This is a genomic window from Allobosea sp. NPDC003192 (genome assembly GCF_050275675.1).
Taxonomy (GTDB): Bacteria; Pseudomonadota; Alphaproteobacteria; order Rhizobiales; family Beijerinckiaceae; genus Allobosea.
This window is the reverse complement of record NZ_JBNNPK010000019.1, coordinates 58440-80811: the sequence shown is the minus strand read 5'-3', so window position 1 is coordinate 80811 and position 22372 is coordinate 58440. Positions and strand designations below refer to the sequence as shown.

At 67.1% G+C, this 22372-nt stretch carries 18 protein-coding genes; 8 read left to right on the top strand and 10 right to left on the bottom strand.

What is annotated here, in order from left to right:
* Positions 1-40: 40 nt before the first annotated feature.
* From ACQKLX_RS22725 to ACQKLX_RS22715, 3 genes are all read right to left on the bottom strand, one after another.
* Complete coding sequence (locus ACQKLX_RS22725) at positions 41-1657, bottom strand: amidohydrolase (RefSeq protein WP_427363832.1); 1617 nt, start codon at positions 1655-1657, stop codon at positions 41-43.
* 79 nt (positions 1658-1736) lie between these two features.
* On the bottom strand, positions 1737-3224 hold the full coding sequence (locus tag ACQKLX_RS22720) for a M81 family metallopeptidase (RefSeq protein ID WP_427363831.1): 1488 nt from the start codon (positions 3222-3224) through the stop codon (positions 1737-1739).
* Positions 3225-3371: 147 nt separating this feature from the next.
* Positions 3372-4499 carry a saccharopine dehydrogenase family protein gene (locus ACQKLX_RS22715; RefSeq protein WP_427363830.1) on the bottom strand — a complete coding sequence of 376 codons (1128 nt, stop codon included), beginning with the start codon at positions 4497-4499 and terminating at the stop codon, positions 3372-3374.
* 119 nt (positions 4500-4618) lie between these two features.
* On the opposite strand from ACQKLX_RS22715, the gene ACQKLX_RS22710 reads away from it, so the two are divergent.
* Positions 4619-5050: an Lrp/AsnC family transcriptional regulator gene (locus ACQKLX_RS22710; RefSeq protein ID WP_427363829.1), complete on the top strand. Its 432-nt coding sequence runs from the start codon at positions 4619-4621 to the stop codon at positions 5048-5050.
* 1 nt (position 5051) lies between these two features.
* Here ACQKLX_RS22710 and ACQKLX_RS22705 read toward each other — a convergent pair whose 3' ends face one another.
* Positions 5052-5855 carry an IclR family transcriptional regulator gene (locus tag ACQKLX_RS22705; RefSeq protein WP_427363828.1) on the bottom strand — a complete coding sequence of 268 codons (804 nt, stop codon included), beginning with the start codon at positions 5853-5855 and terminating at the stop codon, positions 5052-5054.
* Positions 5856-6032: 177 nt separating this feature from the next.
* Between ACQKLX_RS22705 and ACQKLX_RS22700 the strand changes: the two genes are divergently transcribed.
* The 7 genes from ACQKLX_RS22700 to ACQKLX_RS22670 all read left to right on the top strand — a co-directional run bounded on the left by ACQKLX_RS22700 (position 6033) and on the right by ACQKLX_RS22670 (position 15625).
* Positions 6033-7589 (top strand): ABC transporter substrate-binding protein, encoded by a 1557-nt coding sequence (locus ACQKLX_RS22700; protein WP_427363827.1) that lies wholly within the window; start codon positions 6033-6035, stop codon positions 7587-7589.
* 149 nt (positions 7590-7738) lie between these two features.
* Positions 7739-8716 (top strand): ABC transporter permease, encoded by a 978-nt coding sequence (locus tag ACQKLX_RS22695; RefSeq protein ID WP_427363826.1) that lies wholly within the window; start codon positions 7739-7741, stop codon positions 8714-8716.
* Positions 8713-9549 carry an ABC transporter permease gene (locus ACQKLX_RS22690; RefSeq protein WP_427363825.1) on the top strand — a complete coding sequence of 279 codons (837 nt, stop codon included), beginning with the start codon at positions 8713-8715 and terminating at the stop codon, positions 9547-9549. Before ACQKLX_RS22695 ends, ACQKLX_RS22690 begins: the two co-directional genes overlap by 4 nt.
* On the top strand, positions 9549-11156 hold the full coding sequence (locus ACQKLX_RS22685) for an ABC transporter ATP-binding protein (RefSeq protein WP_427363824.1): 1608 nt from the start codon (positions 9549-9551) through the stop codon (positions 11154-11156). Before ACQKLX_RS22690 ends, ACQKLX_RS22685 begins: the two co-directional genes overlap by 1 nt.
* Before the next feature lie 161 nt (positions 11157-11317).
* Positions 11318-12607, top strand: coding sequence for an ArgE/DapE family deacylase (locus ACQKLX_RS22680; RefSeq protein WP_427363823.1), 1290 nt, complete (start codon positions 11318-11320; stop codon positions 12605-12607).
* Positions 12608-12693: 86 nt separating this feature from the next.
* Positions 12694-13578 carry a DMT family transporter gene (locus ACQKLX_RS22675; RefSeq protein ID WP_427363822.1) on the top strand — a complete coding sequence of 295 codons (885 nt, stop codon included), beginning with the start codon at positions 12694-12696 and terminating at the stop codon, positions 13576-13578.
* A 67-nt stretch (positions 13579-13645) separates the two neighbouring features.
* Positions 13646-15625 carry a hybrid sensor histidine kinase/response regulator gene (locus ACQKLX_RS22670; RefSeq protein ID WP_427363821.1) on the top strand — a complete coding sequence of 660 codons (1980 nt, stop codon included), beginning with the start codon at positions 13646-13648 and terminating at the stop codon, positions 15623-15625.
* Between the two features lie 2 nt (positions 15626-15627).
* On the opposite strand, the gene ACQKLX_RS22665 is transcribed toward ACQKLX_RS22670, so the two are convergent.
* The 6 genes from ACQKLX_RS22665 to ACQKLX_RS22640 form a co-directional block, all read right to left on the bottom strand.
* Positions 15628-16662 (bottom strand): LacI family DNA-binding transcriptional regulator, encoded by a 1035-nt coding sequence (locus ACQKLX_RS22665; protein ID WP_427363820.1) that lies wholly within the window; start codon positions 16660-16662, stop codon positions 15628-15630.
* Positions 16663-16796: 134 nt separating this feature from the next.
* Positions 16797-17921, bottom strand: coding sequence for a substrate-binding domain-containing protein (locus tag ACQKLX_RS22660; RefSeq protein ID WP_427363819.1), 1125 nt, complete (start codon positions 17919-17921; stop codon positions 16797-16799).
* A gap of 81 nt (positions 17922-18002) precedes the next feature.
* Complete coding sequence (locus ACQKLX_RS22655; protein ID WP_427363818.1) at positions 18003-18986, bottom strand: ABC transporter permease; 984 nt, start codon at positions 18984-18986, stop codon at positions 18003-18005.
* Complete coding sequence (locus tag ACQKLX_RS22650) at positions 18983-19963, bottom strand: ABC transporter permease (RefSeq protein ID WP_427363817.1); 981 nt, start codon at positions 19961-19963, stop codon at positions 18983-18985. The genes ACQKLX_RS22655 and ACQKLX_RS22650 overlap by 4 nt, the downstream gene beginning before the upstream one ends.
* Positions 19960-21474 (bottom strand): sugar ABC transporter ATP-binding protein, encoded by a 1515-nt coding sequence (locus tag ACQKLX_RS22645; RefSeq protein ID WP_427363816.1) that lies wholly within the window; start codon positions 21472-21474, stop codon positions 19960-19962. The genes ACQKLX_RS22650 and ACQKLX_RS22645 overlap by 4 nt, the downstream gene beginning before the upstream one ends.
* On the bottom strand, positions 21471-22328 hold the full coding sequence (locus tag ACQKLX_RS22640) for a sugar phosphate isomerase/epimerase family protein (RefSeq protein WP_427363815.1): 858 nt from the start codon (positions 22326-22328) through the stop codon (positions 21471-21473). The genes ACQKLX_RS22645 and ACQKLX_RS22640 overlap by 4 nt, the downstream gene beginning before the upstream one ends.
* Between the last annotated feature and the right edge of the window lie 44 nt (positions 22329-22372).

The window sequence follows — 22372 nt, the reverse complement described above, 5'->3', positions numbered from 1 at the left end:
TTCTTGTTTCCATTGTGCAGCGCGTTCAGGCGCTGCCGCCTCAGCGCTCGTAGACGACCTTGCCGCCGCGAATGGTGAGATCGCAGCTTGTGTCCTTCAGGATCTCTCCCGGCGAGGCCGTGAGCAGATCGCGCGAGAACACGGCGACGTCGGCGAGGAAGCCGGGCTTGAGCTTGCCCTTCACCGCCTCCTGCTTCTGCGAGAAGGCGCCGTATTCGGTGTAGGCCTGCAAGGCCTCCTCGATTGAGACGCGTTGGCGCTCATCCATCACCGTGTCGCGCCAGGTCTGCCGCGTCAGCATGGTGTGGAAGTTCGGGAACGGATCGGGATCGCAGACCGGCGCGTCGCTGCCGGTCGCCGGCTTCAATCCAAGATCGAACCAGGTCCGGAACGGGTAGCTCGGCAGCGCCCGCTCTTCGCCGAGCACCTTGACGTAGGCGTCGCCGAAATCATGGATGAAGACCTGCTGCGGGCAGGGATAGATCCCTGCCTTGACCATGCGCTCGTGCTGCTGCGGCGTCGAGAAGCCGCAATGCTCGATGCGGTGGCGCCGGTCGGGATCGGGATAGGCCTTGAGCGCCTTCTCATAGGCAGTGATCAACTGCTCGATCGCCGCGTCGCCGATGGCGTGGCAGGCGAGCTGGTAACCCTTGGCATGGGCGTCGAGCACCTGCCGTTCCAGATCCTCGTTCGAGAGCATCTGGACGCCGGTGGTCTTGTCGTCGCCGAGATAGGGCTCGCTCATCCAGGCAGTGCGCCCGCCGGCCGAGCCGTCGAGGAAGATCTTGACCGCGCCGACCATCAGCATCTCGTCGCCGGTGCCGGAGATCAGCCCCGCTTCATGGCATTGCGGCACGATCGAGCGGCCCTCGTCGCCGAGGAGAGCGAGCCAGGTCCGCACCGGCAACCGGCCATCGCGCTTGGCCTTGTGATAGGCCGCGATCTCGTTGAAGCCGGTGACCATTCCGACCGCCGCATCCATGCAGCTGGTGATCCCGAGCGAAAGCAGATAGTTGCCGCCGCGCTCGATCGCCGCCAGGAGCTGCTCCTCGCTCGGCTCCGGGATCGCGGCCTTGACCGGAGCGCGGGCATTTTCCGCGAGCAGCCCGGTGAGGCGGCCATTCTGCTGCTCGATCAGCCCGCCCGGCGGGGTCGGCGAGGTCTCATCGATGCCGCCGAGCTTGAGCGCCAGAGAATTGCAGATCGAGATGTGGCCGCAGGTTCGGACCAGCATGACCGGATTGTTCGGGGAGGCGCGGTCGAGTTCCTCGCGGAAGGGATGGCGGCCGGTGTCGAGCTTCGTCTGGTCGTAGCCGCGCGCCAGCACCCACTCGCCGGGCTTGGCCTTGGCGGCGCGGGCGCCGATTACGCTAAGCAGCGCCTCCAGCGTCGGCGCATTGGCCGGGCGGGCGTCGACCCAATCCATGGTCAGACCGACCGAGATCAGGTGGAGATGGGAATCGTTCAGCCCTGGCGTCGCCAGCCGGCCGGCGAGGTCGATGACCTTGGTCGAGGGCCCGACGAGATCGGCGATCTCCGCCTCCTTGCCGGCGGCGAGCACCTTGTCGCCCCAGAGCGCCAGCGCCTCGACTACGCCCTCTTCGCGCCCGCACCAGATCGGCCCGCCGCGCAGCACGATATCGGCCTTGACGCTCATACGCTTCGCTCCGTCATCCCTGCATCCTCCGGTCTTGTCGCTGCCGGCGCTTTCGGCCGGTCGTGGTCTTCGATCCCGCTCAGATGTCGTCGAGCGGGAAGATCGGGCGGCGCACCTTCTTGTAGGGGCGCTCCTTGAAGTTCTTGGTCGAGAGCGCGCCGGTGTCGACCTCGATCACCTCGCGGGCGATCGGTTCGAAGGCGGCGCGGAAATGCTGCATCGACTTGACGATGACGGTCGATTTCCGGGTGGGGTCGACGCCGAGCGAGGTGAACTGGGCAAGGTCGGTCGCCTGGCCGTTATGGGTGATGACGATGATCTCGACATCGTCGACCCGCAGCAGCGCCGAGAGCCCGTAATTGCGCCAGACGCCGCCGGCCATCGGCCCGTAACAGATGAAATGCCCGTCGGTCAGCGCCACGACATGGGCGTCGAGCTCGAGCGGGCCGCCGCCGGTGCTCGGATCGACCTTGCCGCCGAGCTTGAGCTTGACGCGGTTGCCGACGCCGGCCGCCTGTGCCGCGAGCGCGGCTTCCGGATCGCGGATCGCATGGAAGCCGACATTCTTGAGGCCGGCATCGAGCACGGCGCGCAGCAGATTGGTCGCATCGCCATAGGCGCCGGAGCCGGGATTGTCGGAATAGTCGGAGATCACGACGGGCTTGCCGCCGGCCTCCGGCCCGAGCCTGCCTTCGCCCGCCTTCGCCCTGGCCATCGCCTCCTTCAGCGGGGTGAAGTGGATCGAGGAGAAGTGCCGCTGCTCCCAGGCATAGTCCATCAGCTCCTCGGCGATGGCCTGCGCCTTGCCGCGATCGTCATGGGTGACGGCGATGGACGGACCGATATCGTACACATCGGCCGAGGAGAAGCCGGCCTGGACGCTGACCACGAGCGCATCGCCCGCCGCCTCCAGCGCATCGCCGCGGCGCAGCAGCTCCATGAAGGGCGGCGAGGTCGTGCGCCCGCCATCGAGTGCGTAAAGGATCGGCCGGCGCGCCACCGCGACGCGCGGCCTGATCTCGCCCCTCATCGCCCGCTCCAGCAATTCGGCGCCCTGCCAGGTCCGCTCATACTGGTCGATATGCGGATAGGTCCGATAGGAGATCAGCGCATTGGCGTTGTCGGCCATGAGCTGGGTGAGCGTTGCGTGCAGGTCGAGGATCGCGACGACCGGCACGCCTTCGCCGACCTTGGCGCGGATGCGCCTGAGCAATTCGCCCTCGCCGTCATCGGAGCTCTCCGTCGCCATCGCGCCGTGCAGATGCAGCAGCACGCCATCGAGCCGCTCGCAGGCTGAAAGGATCATGCCGGCGAAGACGTCGAAGGCCGCGTCGGTGACGCGGCCCGAGGGGTTGGCTCCGGTGACGAGCGGATGGACGAGGCTCCAGCCGAATTTCTCGGCCGCCTCGAAAGCGGCGCCCATCGAGGTTCGCGTCCCCTGGAAGGCTGCGGGCACCTCATTGTCTCGGAAGGCGCCGTGATGGCGGAACACCGCCTCGTCGGTGAGCTGAACACTGAACGTGTTCGTCTCATGCATGAATTCCGCGATCAGGACGCGTTTGGCCATCGTGCGGTCGTTCCCCCGGAAACGTTCCCTATGGAACCATTTTTTGTTTTGTAGCGTGGGTCCGGGTGTTTGCCAGCCCGGACCCGTTCATGCGCCCCCTGACTTTGGCCCGCTTGCCGGGCAGGGGCGAATATGCTTCGCGCGAGCTCAGGCCGCGCGGGCCGCATGGCTCTCGCCGGGGGCGTGGCCGAGATCCTCGGGCCGGGCATAGGCGCGGCCGAAGCGGTTGGCGAGGAAGGCGTCGAAGCCGATCTCCTCCTGCTTGACGAAGCCCTTCTGCGGCAGCTTGCCCTGCGCCAGCAGGTCGAGCACGGCGCAGATGCCCGAGGCCGTGGTGATCTGGATGGCGCTCCGCATCACGCCGCCGACCACAGCGCTGTAGACCTTGTTGGCATAGGTCTGTTGGGTCAGCCGGCCGTTCATCCGGCCGCTGGCGGTGACGAAGATCACGACCACGTCCTGCAGCGTGCTCGGCAGGGCGTTCTCGAAGATGTCCTTCAGCACGTCTCGGCGCTCGGACAGGCGCAGATCCTGCAGCAGTGCCTTCATGATCGCGCAATGGCCGGGATAGCGGATCGTGCGATAGTTCAGCGTGCGCACCTTGCCGGCGAGCGTGTCGCAGAGCGTGCCGAGCCCGCCCGAGGTGTTGAAGGCCTCGTAGGTGACGCCGTCGAGCGAGAATTCCTCGCGCTCCTCCATCGCCGGCACCAGCACGCGCTCGCCGTTCACGACAGCTTCGCAGGGCTCGCAATACTCGTTGATGACCCCGTCCGTGCTCCAGGTCAGGTTGTAGTTCAGCGCATTGGACGGGTACTGCGGCAGCGCGCCGACGCGCAGCTTGAGACTGTCCAGCTGGTCGAAATCGCGGGCGAGATCGGCGGCGACGATCGAAATGAAGCCAGGCGCCAGCCCGCATTGCGGGATCAGCGCCGCCTTGGCGGTCAGCGCCAGCTCCTTGACGCGGCGGGTCGAGGCGACGTCCTCGGTCAGGTCGAGATAATGCACGCCCTGTGCCGCGGCGGCCTCGGCGATGCGCGTCGTCAGATCGTAAGGGGCAGCGGAGAGCACCGCGAAGGCGCCGTTCAGCACCTGGGCGAGCTCGGCGGCGTCGGTGATGTCGACCCGGCGGGTCGAGATCGTCGGGCTGGTCTTGATGGCGGCGAGCTGTTCGTTGGAGCGGTCGGCGATCACCACACGGTAATCCCCGGTAGCGCCGAGCAGGTCGGCGATGGTTGCGCCGATCTTGCCGGCGCCGATGACGACCACGTTTTTCATGGTTCCCCCGATGAATCTGTTTCTGGAGACAGATTCACCGAAGACTTCGTCGGATAGAAGCTAGCGACGCGACGATTCATATGGGATTTTTCAGCGAAACGCCGTAAGCTTTCGTCACTATGCCGATAGACCCGACAGATCGCCATCTCCTGACCCTGCTCACCGAGAACGCCCGCGCGCCGGTGGCCGAGCTCGGCCGCAAGCTCGGCCTGTCGCGCACCACGGTGCAGAGCCGGATCGAGCGGCTCGAGCGCCGCGGCGTCATCGCCGGCTACACCGCGCGGCTGTCGGAGGATTACGAGAAGGGCCAGGTCAAGGCGCATGTGCTGATCACCGCCTTGCCCAAGCTCGCAGGCCGGGTCGAGGCGGAATTGCGCCGCATCCCCGAGATCAGGACGCTGCATTCGGTCAGCGGCCAGTTCGACATGATCGCGGTCGTGGTGGCGCCCTCGATCGGCGAACTCGACGGGCTGATCGACCGGATCGGCGCGCTCGAAGGCGTCGAGCGCACCATGTCCTCGATCATCCTCTCGACCCGGATCGAGCGCTAGCTCAGGCCGGCAGCACGCGCGCCCCGATCCGCGCCGCCGCATCGAGCAGCGCGTCGAGATGCACAGGGTGCCCTTCCGGCGCAACGATCGAGGTCAGCGAGGAGATGCTGAGCGCCCCGGCCAGCGCGCCTGAGCGGTCGAAGATCGGCACGCCGACGCCGGTCAGGCCGATGAAGAAGTCGTCGGCAGCCAGCTCCCAGCCCTGGGCGCGGATGCGGTCGGCCTCGCGCCAGAGCAGTTCCGGATCGGTCTGGCTCGCCGGCGCGCGCTTGGGCAGGTCGATCGACAGCGCCTGCCGGCGCTGCTCGTCGTCGAGATAGGCCAGCAGCACGCGCGGGCCGCCACCGCAGTTCAACGGCGCCTGCGCGCCGACCGCGAACCAGGTCGCATCGACATGCGGCAGCGAGGCGCGGACGCGATCGACGCAGAGGCCGCGCCCGGCGATGTGGACCCAGAGGAAGGCGGTGGCGCCGGTCTTCTCGGCGATGGCGGTCAGATAGGGGCCGGCGATGTCGCGCAATTCACGACCGGTCGTCACCGCGCTGCCGAGTTCGATCAGGCCGACGGCCAACGCATAGCTCTGCGAATGTTCGTCATATTCGACGAGTTCGTTGAGCTGCAGTGTCAGCAGAAGGCGCCGCGTCGTGCCCTTGTCGAGCCCGACCTGTCGTGCCAGCTCGCTGAGGCCGAGCCGCGGCTGTTCCGGGCGGAAGGCCTTGAGCAAGGCGATCGCGCGGTCGACGGCCCGGACGATCGGCACGCCCGGCGGCAGTTGCGCGGCCCTGTCCCCGTCTTTCTGGTTCATCGCAAGTCAGGCTATGCCATGTTCGTTTGCTGAGCGTGTCGCCTAATAACACGCCATGTCAAGCATTGACACGGATTTTGTCTCTCGCTTTCATAGCCGCCGAGCTTGCCAACTGGCGCCTGATCGGGTGCGATCCGCCTGAGCTGGCCGCGAACGACAAAACGGGGGAGAACGACGATGACCGGATTGAGATTTGGCCTGGCGCTCGCCGCCTCCGTCCTGGCGCTCGGCGTGGCGCAGGCGCAGGAACCGAAGAAGGGCGGCACGGTCCACGTCGTCGTCCAGCCCGAGCCGCCGATGCTGATGCAGGGGCTCAACCAGAACGGCCCGACCAACATGGTCGCCGGCAACATCTACGAGTCGCTGCTGCGCTATAACGAGAAGCTCGAGCCGCAGCCTTCGCTGGCCAAGAGCTGGGAGATCTCGCCGGATGCCAAGGTCTACACCTTCAAGCTGCAGGAGGGCGTGACCTGGCATGACGGCAAGCCGTTCACCGCCGACGACGTCGTCTTCACCCTCGACAAGTTCCTGCGCGAGGTCCATCCGCGCTGGCGCCCGATCGTCAACGCCCAGGTCGAGAAGATCGAGAAAGTCGACGACCTCACCGTGAGGATCACGCTGAAGCAGCCCTTCGGCCCGATGATCATGACGCAGGAGGTCGCCTCCGCGCCGATGATCCCCAAGCACATCTATGATGGCACCGACTATCGCGCCAATCCGGCCAACAACACGCCGATCGGCACTGGCCCGTTCAAGCTGAAAGAGTGGAAGAAGGGCTCCTATATCCACCTGGTCAAGAACGAGAACTACTGGCTGAAAGGCAAGCCGAATCTCGACGAGATCTACTGGCAGATCATCCCCGATGCGGCCGCTCGCGCCGTCGCCTACGAGACCGGCAAGGTCGACGTGCTGACCGGCGGCTCGGTCGACGTCTACGACGTCGCCCGGCTCTCGAAGCTGCCCAATACCTGCATGACCACCAAGGGCTGGGAGATGTTTGCCCCCCATGCCTGGCTGACGCCGAATGTCCGCAACGGCATTCTCGGCAACAAGCAGTTCCGCCAGGGCCTGATGTACGCGATCGATCGCGAATTCGGCCGCGAGGTGGTCTGGGGCGGGCTCGGCAAGCTGCCGACCGGGCCGATCTCGTCGAAGACCAAGTTCTATTCGGACGACGTGCCGAAATACGCCTTCGACCCGAAGAAGGCGAAGGAGCTGATCAAGGCCTCCGGCTACAAGGGCGAGACGATTCGCCTGCTCAACCTGCCCTATGGCGAGACTTGGACGCGCTGGACCGAGGCGATCAAGCAGAACCTCGAGGATGTCGGCGTCAAGGTGCAGGTCGAGAACACCGACGTGCCCGGCTGGACCCAGAAGGCCAGCAACTGGGACTTCGATCTCAACTTCAACTTCCTCTACCAGCTCGGCGACCCCGCCATGGGCGTGGCGCGCAGCTACATCACCTCCAACATCGCCAAGGGCAATCCCTTCGCCAATGTTGGCGGCTACTCCAACCCGGAGGTCGACAAGCTCTTCGCCGACGCCGCGATCGCGCCGACCGACAAGGAGCGCCAGGAGCTCTACACCAAGGTGCAGAAGCTCCTCGCCGACGAATTGCCGGTGCTCTGGCTCTTGGAAATGGACTTCCCGACCATCTATCGCTGCAACGTCAAGAACCTCGTCACCACCGGCGTCGGTGTCGACGACGGCTTCCGCGACGCCTGGAAGGAGTGAATTCGGCAGCTGATCGCTTGGGCAATGTCGTCCCGGACAAGCCGCGTCAGCGGCGCTGATCCGGGACCCATGCCTGAACCGTTCCGGAATGGGTCCCGGGTCTCCCTCCGGTCGCTCGGGACGACAACGGCAAGCAAAGACGGGTCTGAATGAACCTCGCGCAATTCCTCGCCGGCCGGCTCGCGAAGGGGATCGTTGTCCTCTTCGCCATCGCGGTGCTGAACTTCTTCCTGATCCGGGCCGCCCCTGGCGACCCGGCGCAGGTGCTGGCCGGCGAGGCCGGCGCCGCCGACGAGCAATTGCTGATCCAGCTGCGCGAGCGCTTCGGCCTCGACCAGCCGTTGCTGACCCAGCTCTGGGTCTATCTCAAGGGCTATCTCACCTTCGATCTCGGCTTCAGCTATCGTCAGCAGCAGAGCGTGCTGAGCCTGATCCTCGACCGTCTGCCGGCGACGCTGCTGCTGACCGGCGCCGCCTTCATCGTCTCGCTCGGACTGGGCACGCTTATGGGCGCGCTCGCCGCCCGCCGCGCCGGTCGCTGGCAGGACAGCGTCATCACCACGCTGGCGCTGGTGTTCTATGCGACGCCTTTGTTCTGGGTCGCGCTGATGAGCCAGATCGTCTTCTCGCTGAAGCTCGGCCTCGTGCCCAATGTCGGCTACGAGACCATCGGCGCGAACTATACCGGGTTCGCCCGCGCGCTCGACATCGCCAGCCACCTCGTGCTGCCGGCGCTGACGCTCGGCCTGTTCTTCACGGCGCTCTATGCCCGGATGATGCGGGCCTCGATGCTCGAGGTCGCTGGCGCCGATTTCGTCAAGACGGCGCGCGCCAAGGGGCTGGCGCCCGGTCTCGTCTCGCGCCGCCATGTCGCCCGCAACGCCATCCTGCCGGTCGTGACCTTGGCGGGCTTGCAAGCCGGCCAGCTCGTCGGCGGCGCGGTCTTGACCGAAACCGTCTTCGCCTGGCCGGGGATCGGCCGCCTGATGTTCGATGCGCTGGTGCAGCGCGACTATTCGGTGCTGCTCGGCGTCTTCTTCATGTCCTCGGCCATGGTCGTTGGCTTCAACATCCTGACCGACCTGGTCTACCGGCTGGCCGATCCGCGCATCGAGGCAGTGTCATGAGCTTCCTCGAGCGCTTTGCCCGTAATCGCGGCGCCCTGATCGGCCTCGCCATCCTCATCGTGGTGATCCTCTTTGCGATCATCGCACCGCAGCTCTATCCGCAATCGCCCTGGCGGACGGTGGCGCGGCCCTTCCTCGCCCCCTTCGTGATGGACCGCTTTCCGCTCGGCACCGATACGCTCGGGCGCGATATCGCCTCGGGCCTCGCGCATGGTGCCCGCGTCTCGCTGACAATCGGGCTGGTCTCGACGATTGTAGCATTGCTCATCGGCGTGCCGCTTGGCGCCATCGCCGGTTACGCAGGAGGGATCGTCGATGATGCGCTGATGCGCTTCACCGAGTTCTTCCAGACCATCCCCTCCTTTGCGCTCGCCATCGTCCTCGTCGCGATCCTGCAGCCCAAGCTCGGTTCGATCGTGCTCGCCATAGGCGTGGTCAGCTGGCCGCCGGTGGCGCGATTGGTGCGTGGCGAGGTGCTCTCGCTGAAGACCCGCGAATATATCCAGGCGGCGATCACCATCGGCCAGCCGACCTCGCGCATCATCTGGAGCCAGGTGCTGCCCAATACGATCGCGCCGATCATCGTTATGGGCTCGCTGATGATCGGCTCGGCGATCCTGCTCGAATCCTCGCTCTCCTTCCTCGGGCTCGGCGACCCCAATCTGATGAGCTGGGGCTACATGGTCGGCGCCGGCCGCACGCGTCTGCTCGACGCCTGGTGGATCAGCTTCTTCCCGGGTGTCGCGATCTTCCTGACCGTGCTGGCGCTCAACCTCGCCGGCGAGGGTTTGAACGACGCGATGAACCCGCGCCTTGCCCGGGAGAGGGAATGATGGCGGCTCCGGTTCTCTCGATCGAAGGCCTCAAGCTCGCTCTGCCTGTGATGGCCGACCGCCCCTATGCGGTCGAGGATGCGGTGCTGACGATCGCGCCCGGCGAGACGCTCTGCGTCGTCGGCGAATCCGGCTCCGGCAAGTCGATGATCGCCCATGCGGTGATGGGTCTTTTGCCCAAGGCGGTCAAACCGGTCGCGGGCAGCATCAAGCTCGCCGGCCGCGACCTCCTGGCGCTGTCCGAAGACGCGATGCAGGATGTGCGCGGCCGCGAGGTCGGCATGATCTTCCAGGAGCCGATGACCTCGCTCAATCCGGTCATGCGCGTCGCCGACCAGATCGTCGAGACCTTCGAAGCGCATGGATTGCTCAGCAAGCCGGAGCGCCATGCGCGCGCTGTCGCGCTCCTGACCGAGGTCGGCCTGCCTGAGCCGGAGCGGCTGGCGCGCGCCTATCCGCATGAGCTCTCGGGCGGGCAGCGCCAGCGCGTGATGATCGCGATGGCGCTGGCCCTCGAACCCAAGCTCCTGATCGCCGACGAGCCGACGACCGCGCTCGACGTGACCACTCAGGCGCAGATCCTCAAGCTGATCGACAATCTCCGCCACAAGCATGGCACCGCCGTGCTGTTCATCACGCATGACATGGGTGTCGTCGCGGAGATCGCCGACCGCATCGCCGTGCTGGAAAAGGGGATCGTGGTCGAGGAGGGCGTCGTCGACCAGGTGCTGGGATCGCCACGCCATCCTTATACGCAGAAGCTGCTTGCCGCGGTGCCCTCGCTGACGCCGCCGGAGCGGCCGGCATTGCCGGAGAGCAAGCCGGTGCTCACCGTCGAAAAGCTCGGCAAGGTCTATCGCAAGCGGACCTTCTTCCGTCCAGGCCGCGAAGTCAGGGCGGCCGACGATGTCAGCTTCACCCTGGCGCGGGGCGAAACGCTCGGGCTCGTCGGCGAATCCGGCTCGGGCAAGTCGACGGTCGGGCGCTGCTGCCTGCGCCTGATCGAGCCGGATTCAGGCCGCATCACCCTGGGCGACCTCGCGATCAGCGAGCTCAGCGTCGCAGCGCTGCGCCCGCATCGCAAGCGCATCCAGATGGTCTTCCAGGACCCGTTCGCCTCGCTCAACCCGCGCCAGACAGTCGGGCGGATCATTTCGGACGGGCCGGTCGCGCATGGCGTGCCGCGCAAGGACGCGCTGGCGCGGGCGAAGGAGCTGCTCGAACTGGTCGGCCTCTCCGCCAATGCGATCGACCGCTATCCGCACGAGTTCTCCGGCGGCCAGCGCCAGCGCATCGGGATCGCCCGCGCGCTCGCGCTCGAACCTGACGTGCTCGTCGCCGACGAGGCGGTCTCGGCGCTCGACGTCTCCGTGCAGGCGCAGATCCTCAAGCTGATCAAGGACATCCAGCAGCGGCTCGGCCTCGCCATCCTGTTCGTCACCCACGACCTGCGCGTCGCTGCCCAGATCTGCGACAAGATCGCGGTGATGCAGCGCGGCAGGATCGTCGAGAGCGGCCCGACCGCCGCGCTCTTCGCCGCTCCCCAGCACGACTACACCCGCCAATTGCTCGCCGCCGTCCCGGGCGGAGAGCGGTTCGGGCGGTGAAACCCAATGCCTCTTACTCAGCCCTCATCCTGAGGAGGCCCGCAGGGCTGTCTCGAAGGATGCTCCAGCTGGTTCCCGAGCCTCCTGGACGATCCTTCGAGACGCCAGCTGCGCTGGCTCCTCAGGATGAGGGCTGAGATTTCTTATCGGAGACCCCAGCCATGCCGCTCGATCCCGCCCTGCGTGACCGCATCCTTAGCTCCGTCGAAGCGGGCTTTGCCGAGCAGATCGCCTTCACCCAGGAGATGATCCGCTTTCCCTCGACGCGCGGCGACGAGCACACCATCCAGGATTTCATCTTCCGCGCCCTGAAGCAGCGCGGCTTCACCATGGACCGCTTCGCCATGGATCGCGAGGCGATCGGCCGGCATCCCGGCGGCGCGCCGTTCTCGGATACGCATTCCGAGGCGCCGATCGTCGTCGGCATCCATCATCCGCGCGAGGAGAAGGGGCGCTCGCTGATCCTGCAGTCCCATGTCGATGTGGTGCCGACCGGCCCGGCCGAACTCTGGACGCATCCGCCCTTCGATCCCGTGATCGAGGGCGACTGGCTCTATGGCCGCGGCGGCGCCGACATGAAGGCTGGCGGTGCTGCCAATCTCTATTGTCTCGATGCGCTCCGGCGCATCGGCCTGCAGCCGGCGGGAACCGTCTATGTGCAGTCGGTGGTCGAGGAGGAATCGACCGGAAACGGCGCTCTGATGACGCATTTGCGCGGCTATGAGGCTGATGCCGTGCTCATCCCCGAGCCGGAAGAGGAGATGCTGGTCCGGGCCAATACCGGCGTGCTCTGGTTCCAGTTCGAGGTCCGCGGCGTGCCGATGCATGTGCGCGAGATGGCGGCCGGGGCGAACGCGATCGACGCGGCCTACCGTGTCATCGGGGCGCTGCGCGAGCTCGAAGCCGCGCTCAATCGCGAGAAGCATGGCCGGAAGCATTTCGAGGACATCGCCCATCCGATCAACCTGAACATCGGCAAGATCGAGGGCGGTGACTGGGCCTCCTCGGTGCCGTGCTGGTGCAGGGTCGACTGCCGCATCGGGCTTTATCCCGGCATGTCGGCCGAAGAGCTCGGCAAGCGCATCGAGGCCAAGGTGCTGGCCTTCGCGCGCTCCGATACGTTCCTCTCCAACAACCCGCCCAAGGTCGTCTTCAACGGCTTCTGGTCGGAGGGCTATGTGCTGGAGCCCGGCAGCGAGGCCGAGGCCGTGCTCGGCAATGCCCACAAGGCCTCGACCGGCAGGGCGCTGAAGAGCTTCATGACCCCCGGCTATCTCGATACCCGCGTCTACGCCCTCTACGACAAGGTGCCGGCGCTCTGCTACGGGCCGATCTCGCAGAACATCCACGCCTTCGACGAGCGCGTCAGCCTGGCCTCGCTGAAGCGCATCACCGGCACCATGGCGCTCTTCGTCGCCGAATGGTGCGGAGTGGAGCCGATCGAGGGCTGATGGGGACTTGATGCGCGCCTGCCGTGCATCGAGCCTCCCTCGAAATGACATGACGGCACTGGCTCGCCCTCACGCATAGTCCGCTCATGCCGACCGTGCCCGCCCGCTCGCTCCTGCTCGTCCCGCTGCTCGGACTGCTCTGGGGTTTCAACTGGCCGGCGGTCCGGATTTCGCTGACCGAGATCGCGCCCTGGACCTTGCGGGCCGGCGGCATGACCTTCGCCGGCCTCGCTCTGGTCGCGGTTGCTTTGGCGCGCGGCATCAGCCTCAAGGTGCCGGCGGCGCACTGGCTGAGGTTGATCGTCGCCGGCATCCTCTCGATCGCCGCCTTCAACATCCTGCTCGCCTTCGCGCAGTTGATGGCGCCGACCTCGCGTGCCGCGATCCTGACCTTCACCATGCCGGTCTGGGCGACGCTGATGGCCTGGGCCGTTCTGGGCGAGCGCTTCGATCGGCCGCGCCTGATCGGTCTGGGGCTCGGCATCGCCGGGTTGCTCTGCCTCGGCCTGCCACTGATCAAGGTCGGGCAACTGTCAGCGGGACTTGCACTCGCCTTGCTCGCGAGCCTGAGCTGGGCGCTCGGCACCATCGTCACCAAGCGCTGGCCGGTTGCGGCCCCGACACTGACGATCGCCGCCTGGCAATTGCTGATCGGCGGCGGCGCGGCGGGCATCGGCATGCTGATCTTCGAAGGCGTGCCGATTCCGAAGGCGTTGTCGTCGCCGGTCGCGGCGGCGCTCACCTTCCACATCTTCGGCGCGCAGGCGCTCGCCTATTTCCTCTGGTTCACCGTGATCGCGAGGCTCCCGGCCGGGATCGCCAGCCTCGGAACCCTCATGGTTCCGGCCGTTGGGGCGCTGGGGTCGGTGCTCCTGCTCGGCGAGCGTCCGGCGGCGAGCGATTGGCTTGGACTGGTGCTTGTCGTCGCCGCCTCGGGCGCGATTCTGGTCTCACCCAAGCCGTCTCGTTGACCCAAGGTCAATTTTTCTTTGTCCCATCGGGAACCTTTTGCGCAGCGCCGCGTTCAGCGCGTTCGACATGTCACATGCCAAGGTCCCAAACGTGCTTCAGACTACGGAAGGTCCGGTGACCGCCGAGCGTTATCGATTGCTGGTGGAGTCCGTCACGGACTACGCGATCTACATGCTCGATCCGCAGGGGACGGTGATCAGCTGGAACCCGGGCGCGCGCCGCTTCAAGGGCTACGAGGATCACGAGATCATCGGGCAGTCCTTCTCGCGCTTCTACACCGAGGAGGACCGGGCTGCCGGCTTGCCGGAACGCGCCTTGAGCCAGGCCGCCGAAATGGGGCGCTTCGAGAGCGAGGGCTGGCGCGTCCGCAAGGACGGGACGCGCTTCTGGGCCAATGCTGTCATCGATCCGATCCTCAATCCGGCGAGCGGCCGGGTACTCGGCTACGCCAAGGTCACGCGCGACCTGACCGAGCGGCGCCAGGCCGATGAGGCGCTGCGGCGCTCTGAGGAGAAGTTCCGCCTGCTGGTGCAGGGCGTGACGGACTACGCGATCTACATGCTCGATGCCGATGGCATCGTCACCAACTGGAATGTCGGTGCAGAGCGGATCAAGGGCTATGCACCGGAGGAGATCATCGGCCGGCACTTCTCGCTGTTCTATACGCCCGAGGATCGCGAGAGCGGCGAACCGCAAAAGGCGCTCCAGGCCGCGATCGAGAATGGCAGCCTTGAGAAGGAGGGATGGCGCGTCCGCAAGAATGGCGAGATCTTCTGGGCGAGCATCGTCATCGATCCGATTCTCGGCGATGCCGGCGAGATCATCGGCTTCGCCAAGGTCACGCGCGACCTGACCGAGCGCCAGAAGGTCCAGGCCGAGCTGGACGCGGCCCGCGAGGCGCTGTTCCAGGCGCAGAAGATCGAGGCGCTCGGCCAGCTCACCGGTGGCGTGGCGCATGACTTCAACAACCTGCTCACGGCTGTCCTGGGCAGCCTCGAACTGGTGCGGCGCCAGATCGGCGACGAGCGCCAGCTCAACCTCATCGACAATGCGATCAAGGGGGCGAGCCGGGGCATCTCGCTGACGCAGCGCATGCTCTCCTTCGCCCGCAAGCAGGATCTCGCATTGCAGCCCGTGGCGGTCGACGTGCTCGTCGCCGAGATGGGCGATCTGCTGCAGCGCTCGCTGGGGCCGCTGATCCGGATCGCGACGGATTTCCCTGCCGATCTCGCCATGGCAGCAGCCGACCCCAACCAGCTCGAAACCGCGGTGCTCAATCTTGCCGTCAATGCTCGCGACGCCATGCCCGATGGCGGAACCTTGCGCATCCGGGCCGGCAACGAAGCTGTCGGCCGCGGGCACCGTACCGGCTTGCCGGCGGGGGACTACATTCGCCTGTCGGTTGCCGACACCGGCAGCGGCATGGATGCCAAAACGCTCGCGCAGGCGACCGAACCCTTCTTCACCACCAAAGGGATCGGGAAGGGAACAGGTCTCGGTCTCTCGATGGTGCACGGCATGGCCGAACAGCTCGGCGGCCGCTTGCAGCTCGACAGCCGCCTCGGCCAAGGGACCACGGTGGAGATCTGGCTGCCGGCGGCGACGGCAGCCATTGCAGCCGAACCTGCGCCAAGGCCAGTCGAGCCAAGGACCGAGGCCGACATGGCGCCGCGACCGCTCACCGTTCTGGCGGTCGACGACGATGCGCTCGTGCTGATGAACACCACGGCTCTGCTCGAGGATCTCGGCCACAGGGTCATCGAGGCTAGCTCGGGTCAGGAGGCGCTGGCGGCTCTGGAAGGTGGCGAAACCATCGACCTGCTGATCACCGACCACGCCATGCCGCAGATGACCGGCGCCCAGCTGATCGCGGAGGTCGGCGAGCGCTGGCCGGCCCTGCCGGTGATACTTGCCACCGGCTATGCTGACCTGCCGGCCGGTGCCAGGCCGGGCGTCCTGCGCCTGAACAAGCCATTCTGGCAGGCTGATCTGGAAAAGGCGGTTTGCGCCGCCATGGCACGGCGCGCGACGGCCGCTGCGGCCTGAGCTTATTCGGGCCGATCAGTTCGCTTGGGCGGCGCGGCCGCCGAGGCGCGCTCGACCAGCCGCGTCGGCAGCACGAGGTCGCGGTGACCGCCGCGCCCCGACAGCTGTTCGATCAGCAGCGCCATCGCCGCTTGGCCGATCTCGCGGCGTGGCTGGTGTACCGTGGTGAGCTGCGGCTCGACCGCCTCGGCCAGCACGATGTCGTCGAAGCCGACGACCGAGACCTCGTCGGGCACGTTTCGGCCGCGGGCACGCAATTCGCCCATGGCGCCGACCGCCATCTGGTCGCTGGCGGCGAAGACGGCGGTGTAGCTGGCGCCCCTCGCATCGAGCGTGCGGATCGCGGCGCGGCCGGCGGCGAGGCCGAAATCGCCCTCGACGACGAGACCAGGATCGGCCGGAATGCCGGCATCGGCGAGGCCGGCGAGATAGCCGTCGCGACGGTCGAGGCTCATCGGGTCTGGCATCGGCCCCGCGATATGGGCGATGCGGCGATGGCCGAGCCTTGCGAGATGAGCGACCGCGGCGCGCGCCGCGGCGTAATTGTCGACCTTGACCGTCGGCAGGTTGAGCCCCGGCAGCATCTCCAGCGCGACCACGATCGGCGGCAGCCGGCCGCGGGCGGCGAGCGCCTCCGGAAAGCGGCCGACCATGAGGATCAGTCCGTCGGCGTGGCGTTCCCGGACCATGTCGACATAGCGCAGGATACGCTCGTCATCATCGCGGGCATCGCCCATCAGCACCTTGTAGCCGGCATCGATCGCTGCCTCTTCGACACCTTTGTAGATCTCGAGATAGAACGGGTTGCTGATTTCGCGCACCAAAAGGATCACGGTGCGCGTCGCCTGCAGGCGCAGGTTGCGGGCCTGGGCGTTGGGGATGAAGCCGGTCGCCGCGACCGCCTCCAGCACCCGCTCGCGGGTCCGGGCCTTGACCTTCTCCGGCTGTGCCAGCGCGCGCGACACCGTCGCCGTCGAGACACCGGCGAGGCGCGCGACTTCGGCAATGGTCGGTGCGGCTGGGGTTGCGTCTTGCAAGGCAGGTGTTCTGGAAAAGCGGCAGCGAATCGGCAGGAGGAGGCAGGACGCCCATCATGGCGCAATCGCTGCCAGTAGGGCAGGGGTGGGCGCCCGTACCATGCGGGTGCCCACCGGCGTCGTTACTTGTTGCGTTACTTGCCGCCCCAGCGGGCCGGATAATTCGCCATCTGCTCGCAGCCGCAGAGTGCGTAGTGCAGCGGCGGCATCTTGTCGTTGACGAACTTGTCGAGGTTCTCGGCCGTGATCGCCGGCTGCGGCAGCTTCCAGGTCGGGCCCACGACCGGCTCGCCCTTGAGGATGCGGATCGCTGCGATCACCGGGGTGCGCCACTGATAGGTCGGATAGGTCGGTGCGATCGCGGTGAGCTTGTTCTTCTTCCACTTCTGCAGGAAGTCCTGCTGGTCCTCGCCGTTGATCACCGGATAGGGCTTGCCGGCATCCTCGAAGGCCTCGAGCGCGGCGACCGCGGTCGCCCCGGCGTCCATCCAGACGCCGTCGATCTTGCCGAAGCGGTTGAGGTAGTCCTCGACGATCGCCTTGGTCTTGGCGTTGTCGCCATTGGTGAATTCGGCGCCGACGACCTTGATGCCCTTCTCCTTGAAGATGCGCTCGGCCGCGGCCCAGCGGTTCTCCAGCACGTCGACGCCCGGCAGGATGCGCAGCGCCAGCACCGAGCCGCCGGCCGGGATCTTCTCGGCGATGAAGCTCGCGCCCTGGATGCCGAAGCCGTAGCCGCCGATCGGATTGATGAAGGTGACCGGCGCCTTGCTGTCGACGCCGCGGTCGAAGACCACGACCGGCAGCTTCTTGGCGGCGGCCTCGACCGCCGGGGTCAGCGCCGCGGTGGTGTTGGGCGAGACGATCAGCGCGTCGCACTGGCCGCTGTTGACGAAGGCGTTGATGTCCGAGATCTGCTTGTCGTCCTTGCCCTCGGCGTCGGCATGGGTGAACGAGGCGATGTCGGCCTTGTTGGCGTCGACCTCAGCCTGCATGTTGGTGAAGCCGACGACGCGCCAGGGATTGTTCACGCCGGCATTGGAGAAGCAGAGCTTGTAGGGGCCGGGCTTCTTGTACTTGGCGGTGTCGACCTTCTCGCCGCCGAGGTTCTGCTCCCAGGGCTTGCCGTCCGGTCCCTGCGCGGCGACCGTCAGCAGAGCCTTCTGCCGCTCGAACTCGGCGGGATCGTTGAAGTTCTGGGCGATGGCGCCCGTCGACAGTGCCGCCAGCAGCGCCGTCAAACCGATCTGCGTCTTCATTGTCACCTCCCTCTGTCGCGCCGCCTTGCCGGCGGCCTCTGGCGGAGAACGTGGGATCACGCCTCCGAAAACTCTGAAGTCTCAGGCGCGCCGCATGCGCCAGGCGCTCGACGCCACAGCGGCGATCAGGATCAGGCCCTGCACGGTCTCGCGCAGCGGCTGCGGCAGGCCCATCAGGTTGAGCAGCGTGAACAGGGCGAACAGGCTGAGCGCTCCGGCGACGGCGCCGGTCACGCTGGCGCGCCCGCCGAGCAATTGCGCCCCGCCTATGACGCAGGCGGCGATCGCCTGCAGTTCGAGCCCCTGTCCGACCGCGGTCGAGACCCCGGCAAAACCGCCGAGCAGTATGCCCGCCGTCACTGCGGACAGCGCCGAGATGACGAAGACCAGCACCCGCGTCGCGCCGACCGGCACGCCGGCAAGCTCGGCCGCACGCGGATTGTCGCCGACCGCCAGCACCTGCCGGCCGAAGACGGTGGCATGCAGCAGCCAGGCGGCTATCCCGACGAAGCCGATCAGGATGAGCACCGAGAGCGGCATGATCCCGGTCAGCGGTACGTCGCGATAGACGAGGCGGCCGAGCGCCCGGAAATTCTCGGGCAGATAGCCGCGCGGCGCCCCGCCCGACCACATCAGCGCCGCGCCGTTGAGCGAAAGCAGCATGCCGAGCGTCGCGATAATCGAGGGCACCTTGAGCAGGGTGACGACGAGGCCGTTGATGAGGCCGACGCCCAGCCCGATCAGATAGAGCACGCCGATCGTCCACCAGGTGTTGTCGGGATTGCCGCCGGCCAGCATCGAGCCGCCGAGCACGGTCAGCGTCACCAGCGAGCCCATCGACAGGTCGAAGCCGCCGCCGGCGATGACGAAGAGCTGGCCGCAGGCGAGGATGATCAATGGCGCCGCCCGGCGCAGGAAATTGAGGAAGCCCTCGACCTCGAAATAGCCGGGCTGCAGCACGGCGATCGTGCCGTAGAGCACCAGGAAGACGGCGAGGCCGACATTGACACCGCGCGCGAAGCGCAGGGCCGCCGAGGGGGCGTTATGGCTGGCCACGGCGCTCATGCGACATGCCCCCGGCTTCGCACCGCGTAGACGGCAACGGCGAGGATGACGATGGCGCCGCGCAGCACCTGCTTGGGGAAGGCGTCGATGCCGGTCATGTTGAAGACGGCGTCGAGCGTGGCGAACAGGAAGACACCGGCGAGCGTGCCCCAGACCCCGCCGCGTCCGCCGGCGAGCAAGGTGCCGCCGATCACCACGACCGCGATGGATTCAAGGTCATAGACGCCGTCGCGGCCGACCCAGGGCGCGCCGGCGCGCAGGCGGCTGGCGAGATAGAGCCCGGTCAAACCGGCCATCAGTGAGCACAGGATGTGCGCGCCGATCATCACGCGCTCGGTGCGGATGCCGGCGAGGCGGGCGCCGTCGCGATTGCCGCCGGTGGCGTAGAGATGCGCGCCGAAGCGCGTCCGGCTCAGCAGCTGCCAGATCGCGAAGGCCAGCACGAACAGCAGCAGCACCGACCATGGCAGCGGTCCGATCCGGCCATAGGCGAAGGCCTGGAATGCTGCTGGAACCGAGCCTGCGAAATTGCTGAAACTCGCCGAAAGCAGCCCTTGCAGGATCAGCCCGACGCCGAGCGTTGCGATCAGCGGATTGACGTCGAGCCGGGCGATGATCAACCCGTTGACGAGGCCGACTGCCGCCGAGAGTGCCAGCACCGCCAGCACGGCGGGGGCGATCATCGCCGGCTCGCCCTTCATGATGAAGGAGGCGAGCACGGCGGCGACGCTGATCAGGTTGGCGACGGAGAGATCGATCGAGCCGACCAGGATGGTCAGCGTCTGCCCGAGCGCGACAATGCCGAGGCCGACCATGCGCTGGGTCAGGCCGACGAAGCCCTCGCCGGTGAGGTAGGCATGTTGCCCGGTCGCGAGCGCGGTCACGACATAGAGCGCGAGCGAGCCGGCGAAGAGCAGCGGCGCCACCGGCAGGTCGCGCGCCGGGCGAGCGGTGGCGATGTCGGCGCTGGCGCTCATGCCGCGGCCTCCGTCGTCCCGGTGCCCAGCGCGAGGTGCATCACGTCTTCCTCGCTGGCGCCGCGCTCCAGCTCGCCGGCGATGCGGCCCTCATGCATGACGAGGATGCGGTCGCTGACGCCGATGATCTCCGGCAAATCGGAGGAGATCATGAGGATGGCGCGGCCGCGATCGGCGAGGCCGCGCATCAACTGGTAGATCGCCGCCTTGGCGGCGACGTCGATGCCGCGGGTCGGCTCGAGGAAGATCAGCACCTTGGGGTCGCGCGCCAGCCAGCGGCCGATCACGACCTTCTGCTGGTTGCCGCCGGAGAGCTCGCGAATTTCCTGCGCGAAGCCGGCTGCCCTGACATCGACTTTGGTCAACTGCCGGTCGGCGGCGGCACGGGCCATGTCTCCGGAGCTCGGCGGCAGCAGGCGCCGCGCAAAGGCACGCAGGGTCATCAGGACGTTGTCGCGCAGCGATTGCTGCGGGGCGATACCTTCCTTCTTGCGATCATCGGAGAGGAAGCCGATCCCTGCTGCGATGGCCGCCCGCGGCGTGCCGATCAGCCCATCATGCCCGTCGATAGACATGCGGCCCCGCGTGAAGGGCTCGTCGCCGAAGAGGGCTCGTCCAAGGACGCCCTTGCCGGAGCCTTCGAGCCCGGCGACGCCGACGATCTCGCCGGCACGCAGGTCGAGAGCGATGTCGGAGAGGACGGCATTGCTCCCGCCCTGCACTGACAACACGACCGGGCCGAGCTTGGCGGGATCGCCCGGAGGCGGAAAGAAGTCGGCGAGGTCGCGCCCGACCATAAGCCTGACGATCATCGCCGGCGTCAGCGCTGCGGCCGGGCGTGTCGCGACCAGCTTGCCGTCCTTCAGCACGGTGATGCGGTCGGCGATCGCCTTCAGCTCGGCCATGCGGTGCGAGATGTAGAGGATCGCCGCGCCCTCGCGCCTGAGCGTCCCGACCAGTTCGAGCAGCCGGCCGGCGTCGCGCTCGTCGAGCGCCGCGGTCGGCTCGTCCATGACGATGATCTGCGCATCGAGCGCCAGCGCCTTGGCGATCTCGACCAGCTGCTGCTCGGCGATCGACAATAATTTCACCAGAGCGTCGGGGTGAACCCTGGCGCCGACGCGGTCCAGCAGCCTGCGCGCGCCGTCCTGCATCGCGGCGCGGTCGAGCAGGAAGCCGCGGACCGGCTCCAGGCCGAGGAAGATGTTGTCGGCGACGCTGCGCTCGGGCAGCAGGCTGAGCTCCTGGTGGATGATGCTGATCCCGGCCCGGCGCGCCTCGACCGGGTGCCGGAAGGCGACGGGCTGCCCGCCGATCAGGATCTCGCCCTCGTCGGGACGATAGACACCGCCGAGCACCTTCATCAGCGTCGACTTGCCAGCGCCGTTCTCGCCGCAGATGGCGTGGACCTCGCCGGCCCGGCAGTCGAGGCTGACATCGTCGAGCGCCCGCACGCCGGTGAAGCTCTTGCCGATGCCGCGCATCGACAGGACCGGCGTGGCGGCGCTCATGCCGCCCCCGCCTGTGTCCAGCCGCGCCGGATGAAATCGTGGCTCTCGGTGAGGAGCGTGTCGAGATCGGGAAACAGGTCGCGCCAGACCCGCGTCGCCGCCGCCAGCGAGGGCAGGGCCCGGCCAAAGGCCTCGACCGTCAGCCAGCTATCATAGCCGGTAGCGTGGATGGCGCGGAATGTTTCGGCCCACGGCACATGGCCGCGCCCGACGATGCCGCGATCGTTCTCGGAGAGATGGATATGGTTGATCTCGGACGCGTAGCGGCTGTAGGCGCCGACGGGATCGCGCTCCTCGATATTGGCGTGGAAGGTGTCGTACATGTACCCGAAGTTCGGATGCCCGACCTTCGCCTTAAGCGCGCTCGCCGCCTCCATCGTGTTCAGCGCGTAGCATTCGAAGCGGTTGATCGCCTCCAGCGAGAGCGCGATTCCGGCCTTGGCGGCGCAGTTCGCCATGGCATGCAGCGCCTCGGCGAGATAAGCGAGCTCGTCCTCGCGCGGGCCTCCGCCGGTGAAGACGCCGACTGGCGAATGATAGGGACCGGCAATGACGGTCGCGCCGAGTGCCGCGGCACAGTCCACCGCCCAGCGATGGCGCTCGCGTGCCTTCTGGCGGATGGCCTGGTCGGGCGAGAGCGGGTTAGTGTCCTCGGCGACGATGGTGACGATTGTGCGCGCGAGGCCGATCGCGTCGAGCCGGCGGCCGAGCTTCTCATAATGGCCGACATCGCCCTCGAAGACCGGGATTTCGACCCCGTCATAGCCGATCTCGCGGATGCGCTCGCACAAGGGCAGGTGCGCTTCGTCGATGAAGCCGCCGACCGTCAGCAGGTTGAAGCCGATCTGGACCATGGCCGGGTCTTCGCGCCGCGGTCAGCGCAGCCGCAACGCGGTTG

What these genes read in the sequence shown, in the direction of transcription:
- ACQKLX_RS22655 (WP_427363818.1), bottom strand. Translation starts at nt 18,986, where the DNA reads ATGAGCGCCGTGGCCAGCCATAACGCCCCCTCGGCGGCCCTGCGCTTC.
- ACQKLX_RS22680 (WP_427363823.1), top strand. Translation starts at nt 11,318, where the DNA reads ATGCCGCTCGATCCCGCCCTGCGTGACCGCATCCTTAGCTCCGTCGAA.
- ACQKLX_RS22710 (WP_427363829.1), top strand. Translation starts at nt 4,619, where the DNA reads ATGCCGATAGACCCGACAGATCGCCATCTCCTGACCCTGCTCACCGAG.
- ACQKLX_RS22685 (WP_427363824.1), top strand. Translation starts at nt 9,549, where the DNA reads ATGGCGGCTCCGGTTCTCTCGATCGAAGGCCTCAAGCTCGCTCTGCCT.
- ACQKLX_RS22640 (WP_427363815.1), bottom strand. Translation starts at nt 22,328, where the DNA reads ATGGTCCAGATCGGCTTCAACCTGCTGACGGTCGGCGGCTTCATCGAC.
- ACQKLX_RS22650 (WP_427363817.1), bottom strand. Translation starts at nt 19,963, where the DNA reads ATGAGCGCCAGCGCCGACATCGCCACCGCTCGCCCGGCGCGCGACCTG.
- ACQKLX_RS22700 (WP_427363827.1), top strand. Translation starts at nt 6,033, where the DNA reads ATGACCGGATTGAGATTTGGCCTGGCGCTCGCCGCCTCCGTCCTGGCG.
- ACQKLX_RS22690 (WP_427363825.1), top strand. Translation starts at nt 8,713, where the DNA reads ATGAGCTTCCTCGAGCGCTTTGCCCGTAATCGCGGCGCCCTGATCGGC.
- ACQKLX_RS22720 (WP_427363831.1), bottom strand. Translation starts at nt 3,224, where the DNA reads ATGGCCAAACGCGTCCTGATCGCGGAATTCATGCATGAGACGAACACG.
- ACQKLX_RS22660 (WP_427363819.1), bottom strand. Translation starts at nt 17,921, where the DNA reads ATGAAGACGCAGATCGGTTTGACGGCGCTGCTGGCGGCACTGTCGACG.
- ACQKLX_RS22670 (WP_427363821.1), top strand. Translation starts at nt 13,646, where the DNA reads ATGTCACATGCCAAGGTCCCAAACGTGCTTCAGACTACGGAAGGTCCG.
- ACQKLX_RS22725 (WP_427363832.1), bottom strand. Translation starts at nt 1,657, where the DNA reads ATGAGCGTCAAGGCCGATATCGTGCTGCGCGGCGGGCCGATCTGGTGC.
- ACQKLX_RS22705 (WP_427363828.1), bottom strand. Translation starts at nt 5,855, where the DNA reads ATGAACCAGAAAGACGGGGACAGGGCCGCGCAACTGCCGCCGGGCGTG.
- ACQKLX_RS22695 (WP_427363826.1), top strand. Translation starts at nt 7,739, where the DNA reads ATGAACCTCGCGCAATTCCTCGCCGGCCGGCTCGCGAAGGGGATCGTT.
- ACQKLX_RS22715 (WP_427363830.1), bottom strand. Translation starts at nt 4,499, where the DNA reads ATGAAAAACGTGGTCGTCATCGGCGCCGGCAAGATCGGCGCAACCATC.
- ACQKLX_RS22675 (WP_427363822.1), top strand. Translation starts at nt 12,694, where the DNA reads ATGCCGACCGTGCCCGCCCGCTCGCTCCTGCTCGTCCCGCTGCTCGGA.
- ACQKLX_RS22645 (WP_427363816.1), bottom strand. Translation starts at nt 21,474, where the DNA reads ATGAGCGCCGCCACGCCGGTCCTGTCGATGCGCGGCATCGGCAAGAGC.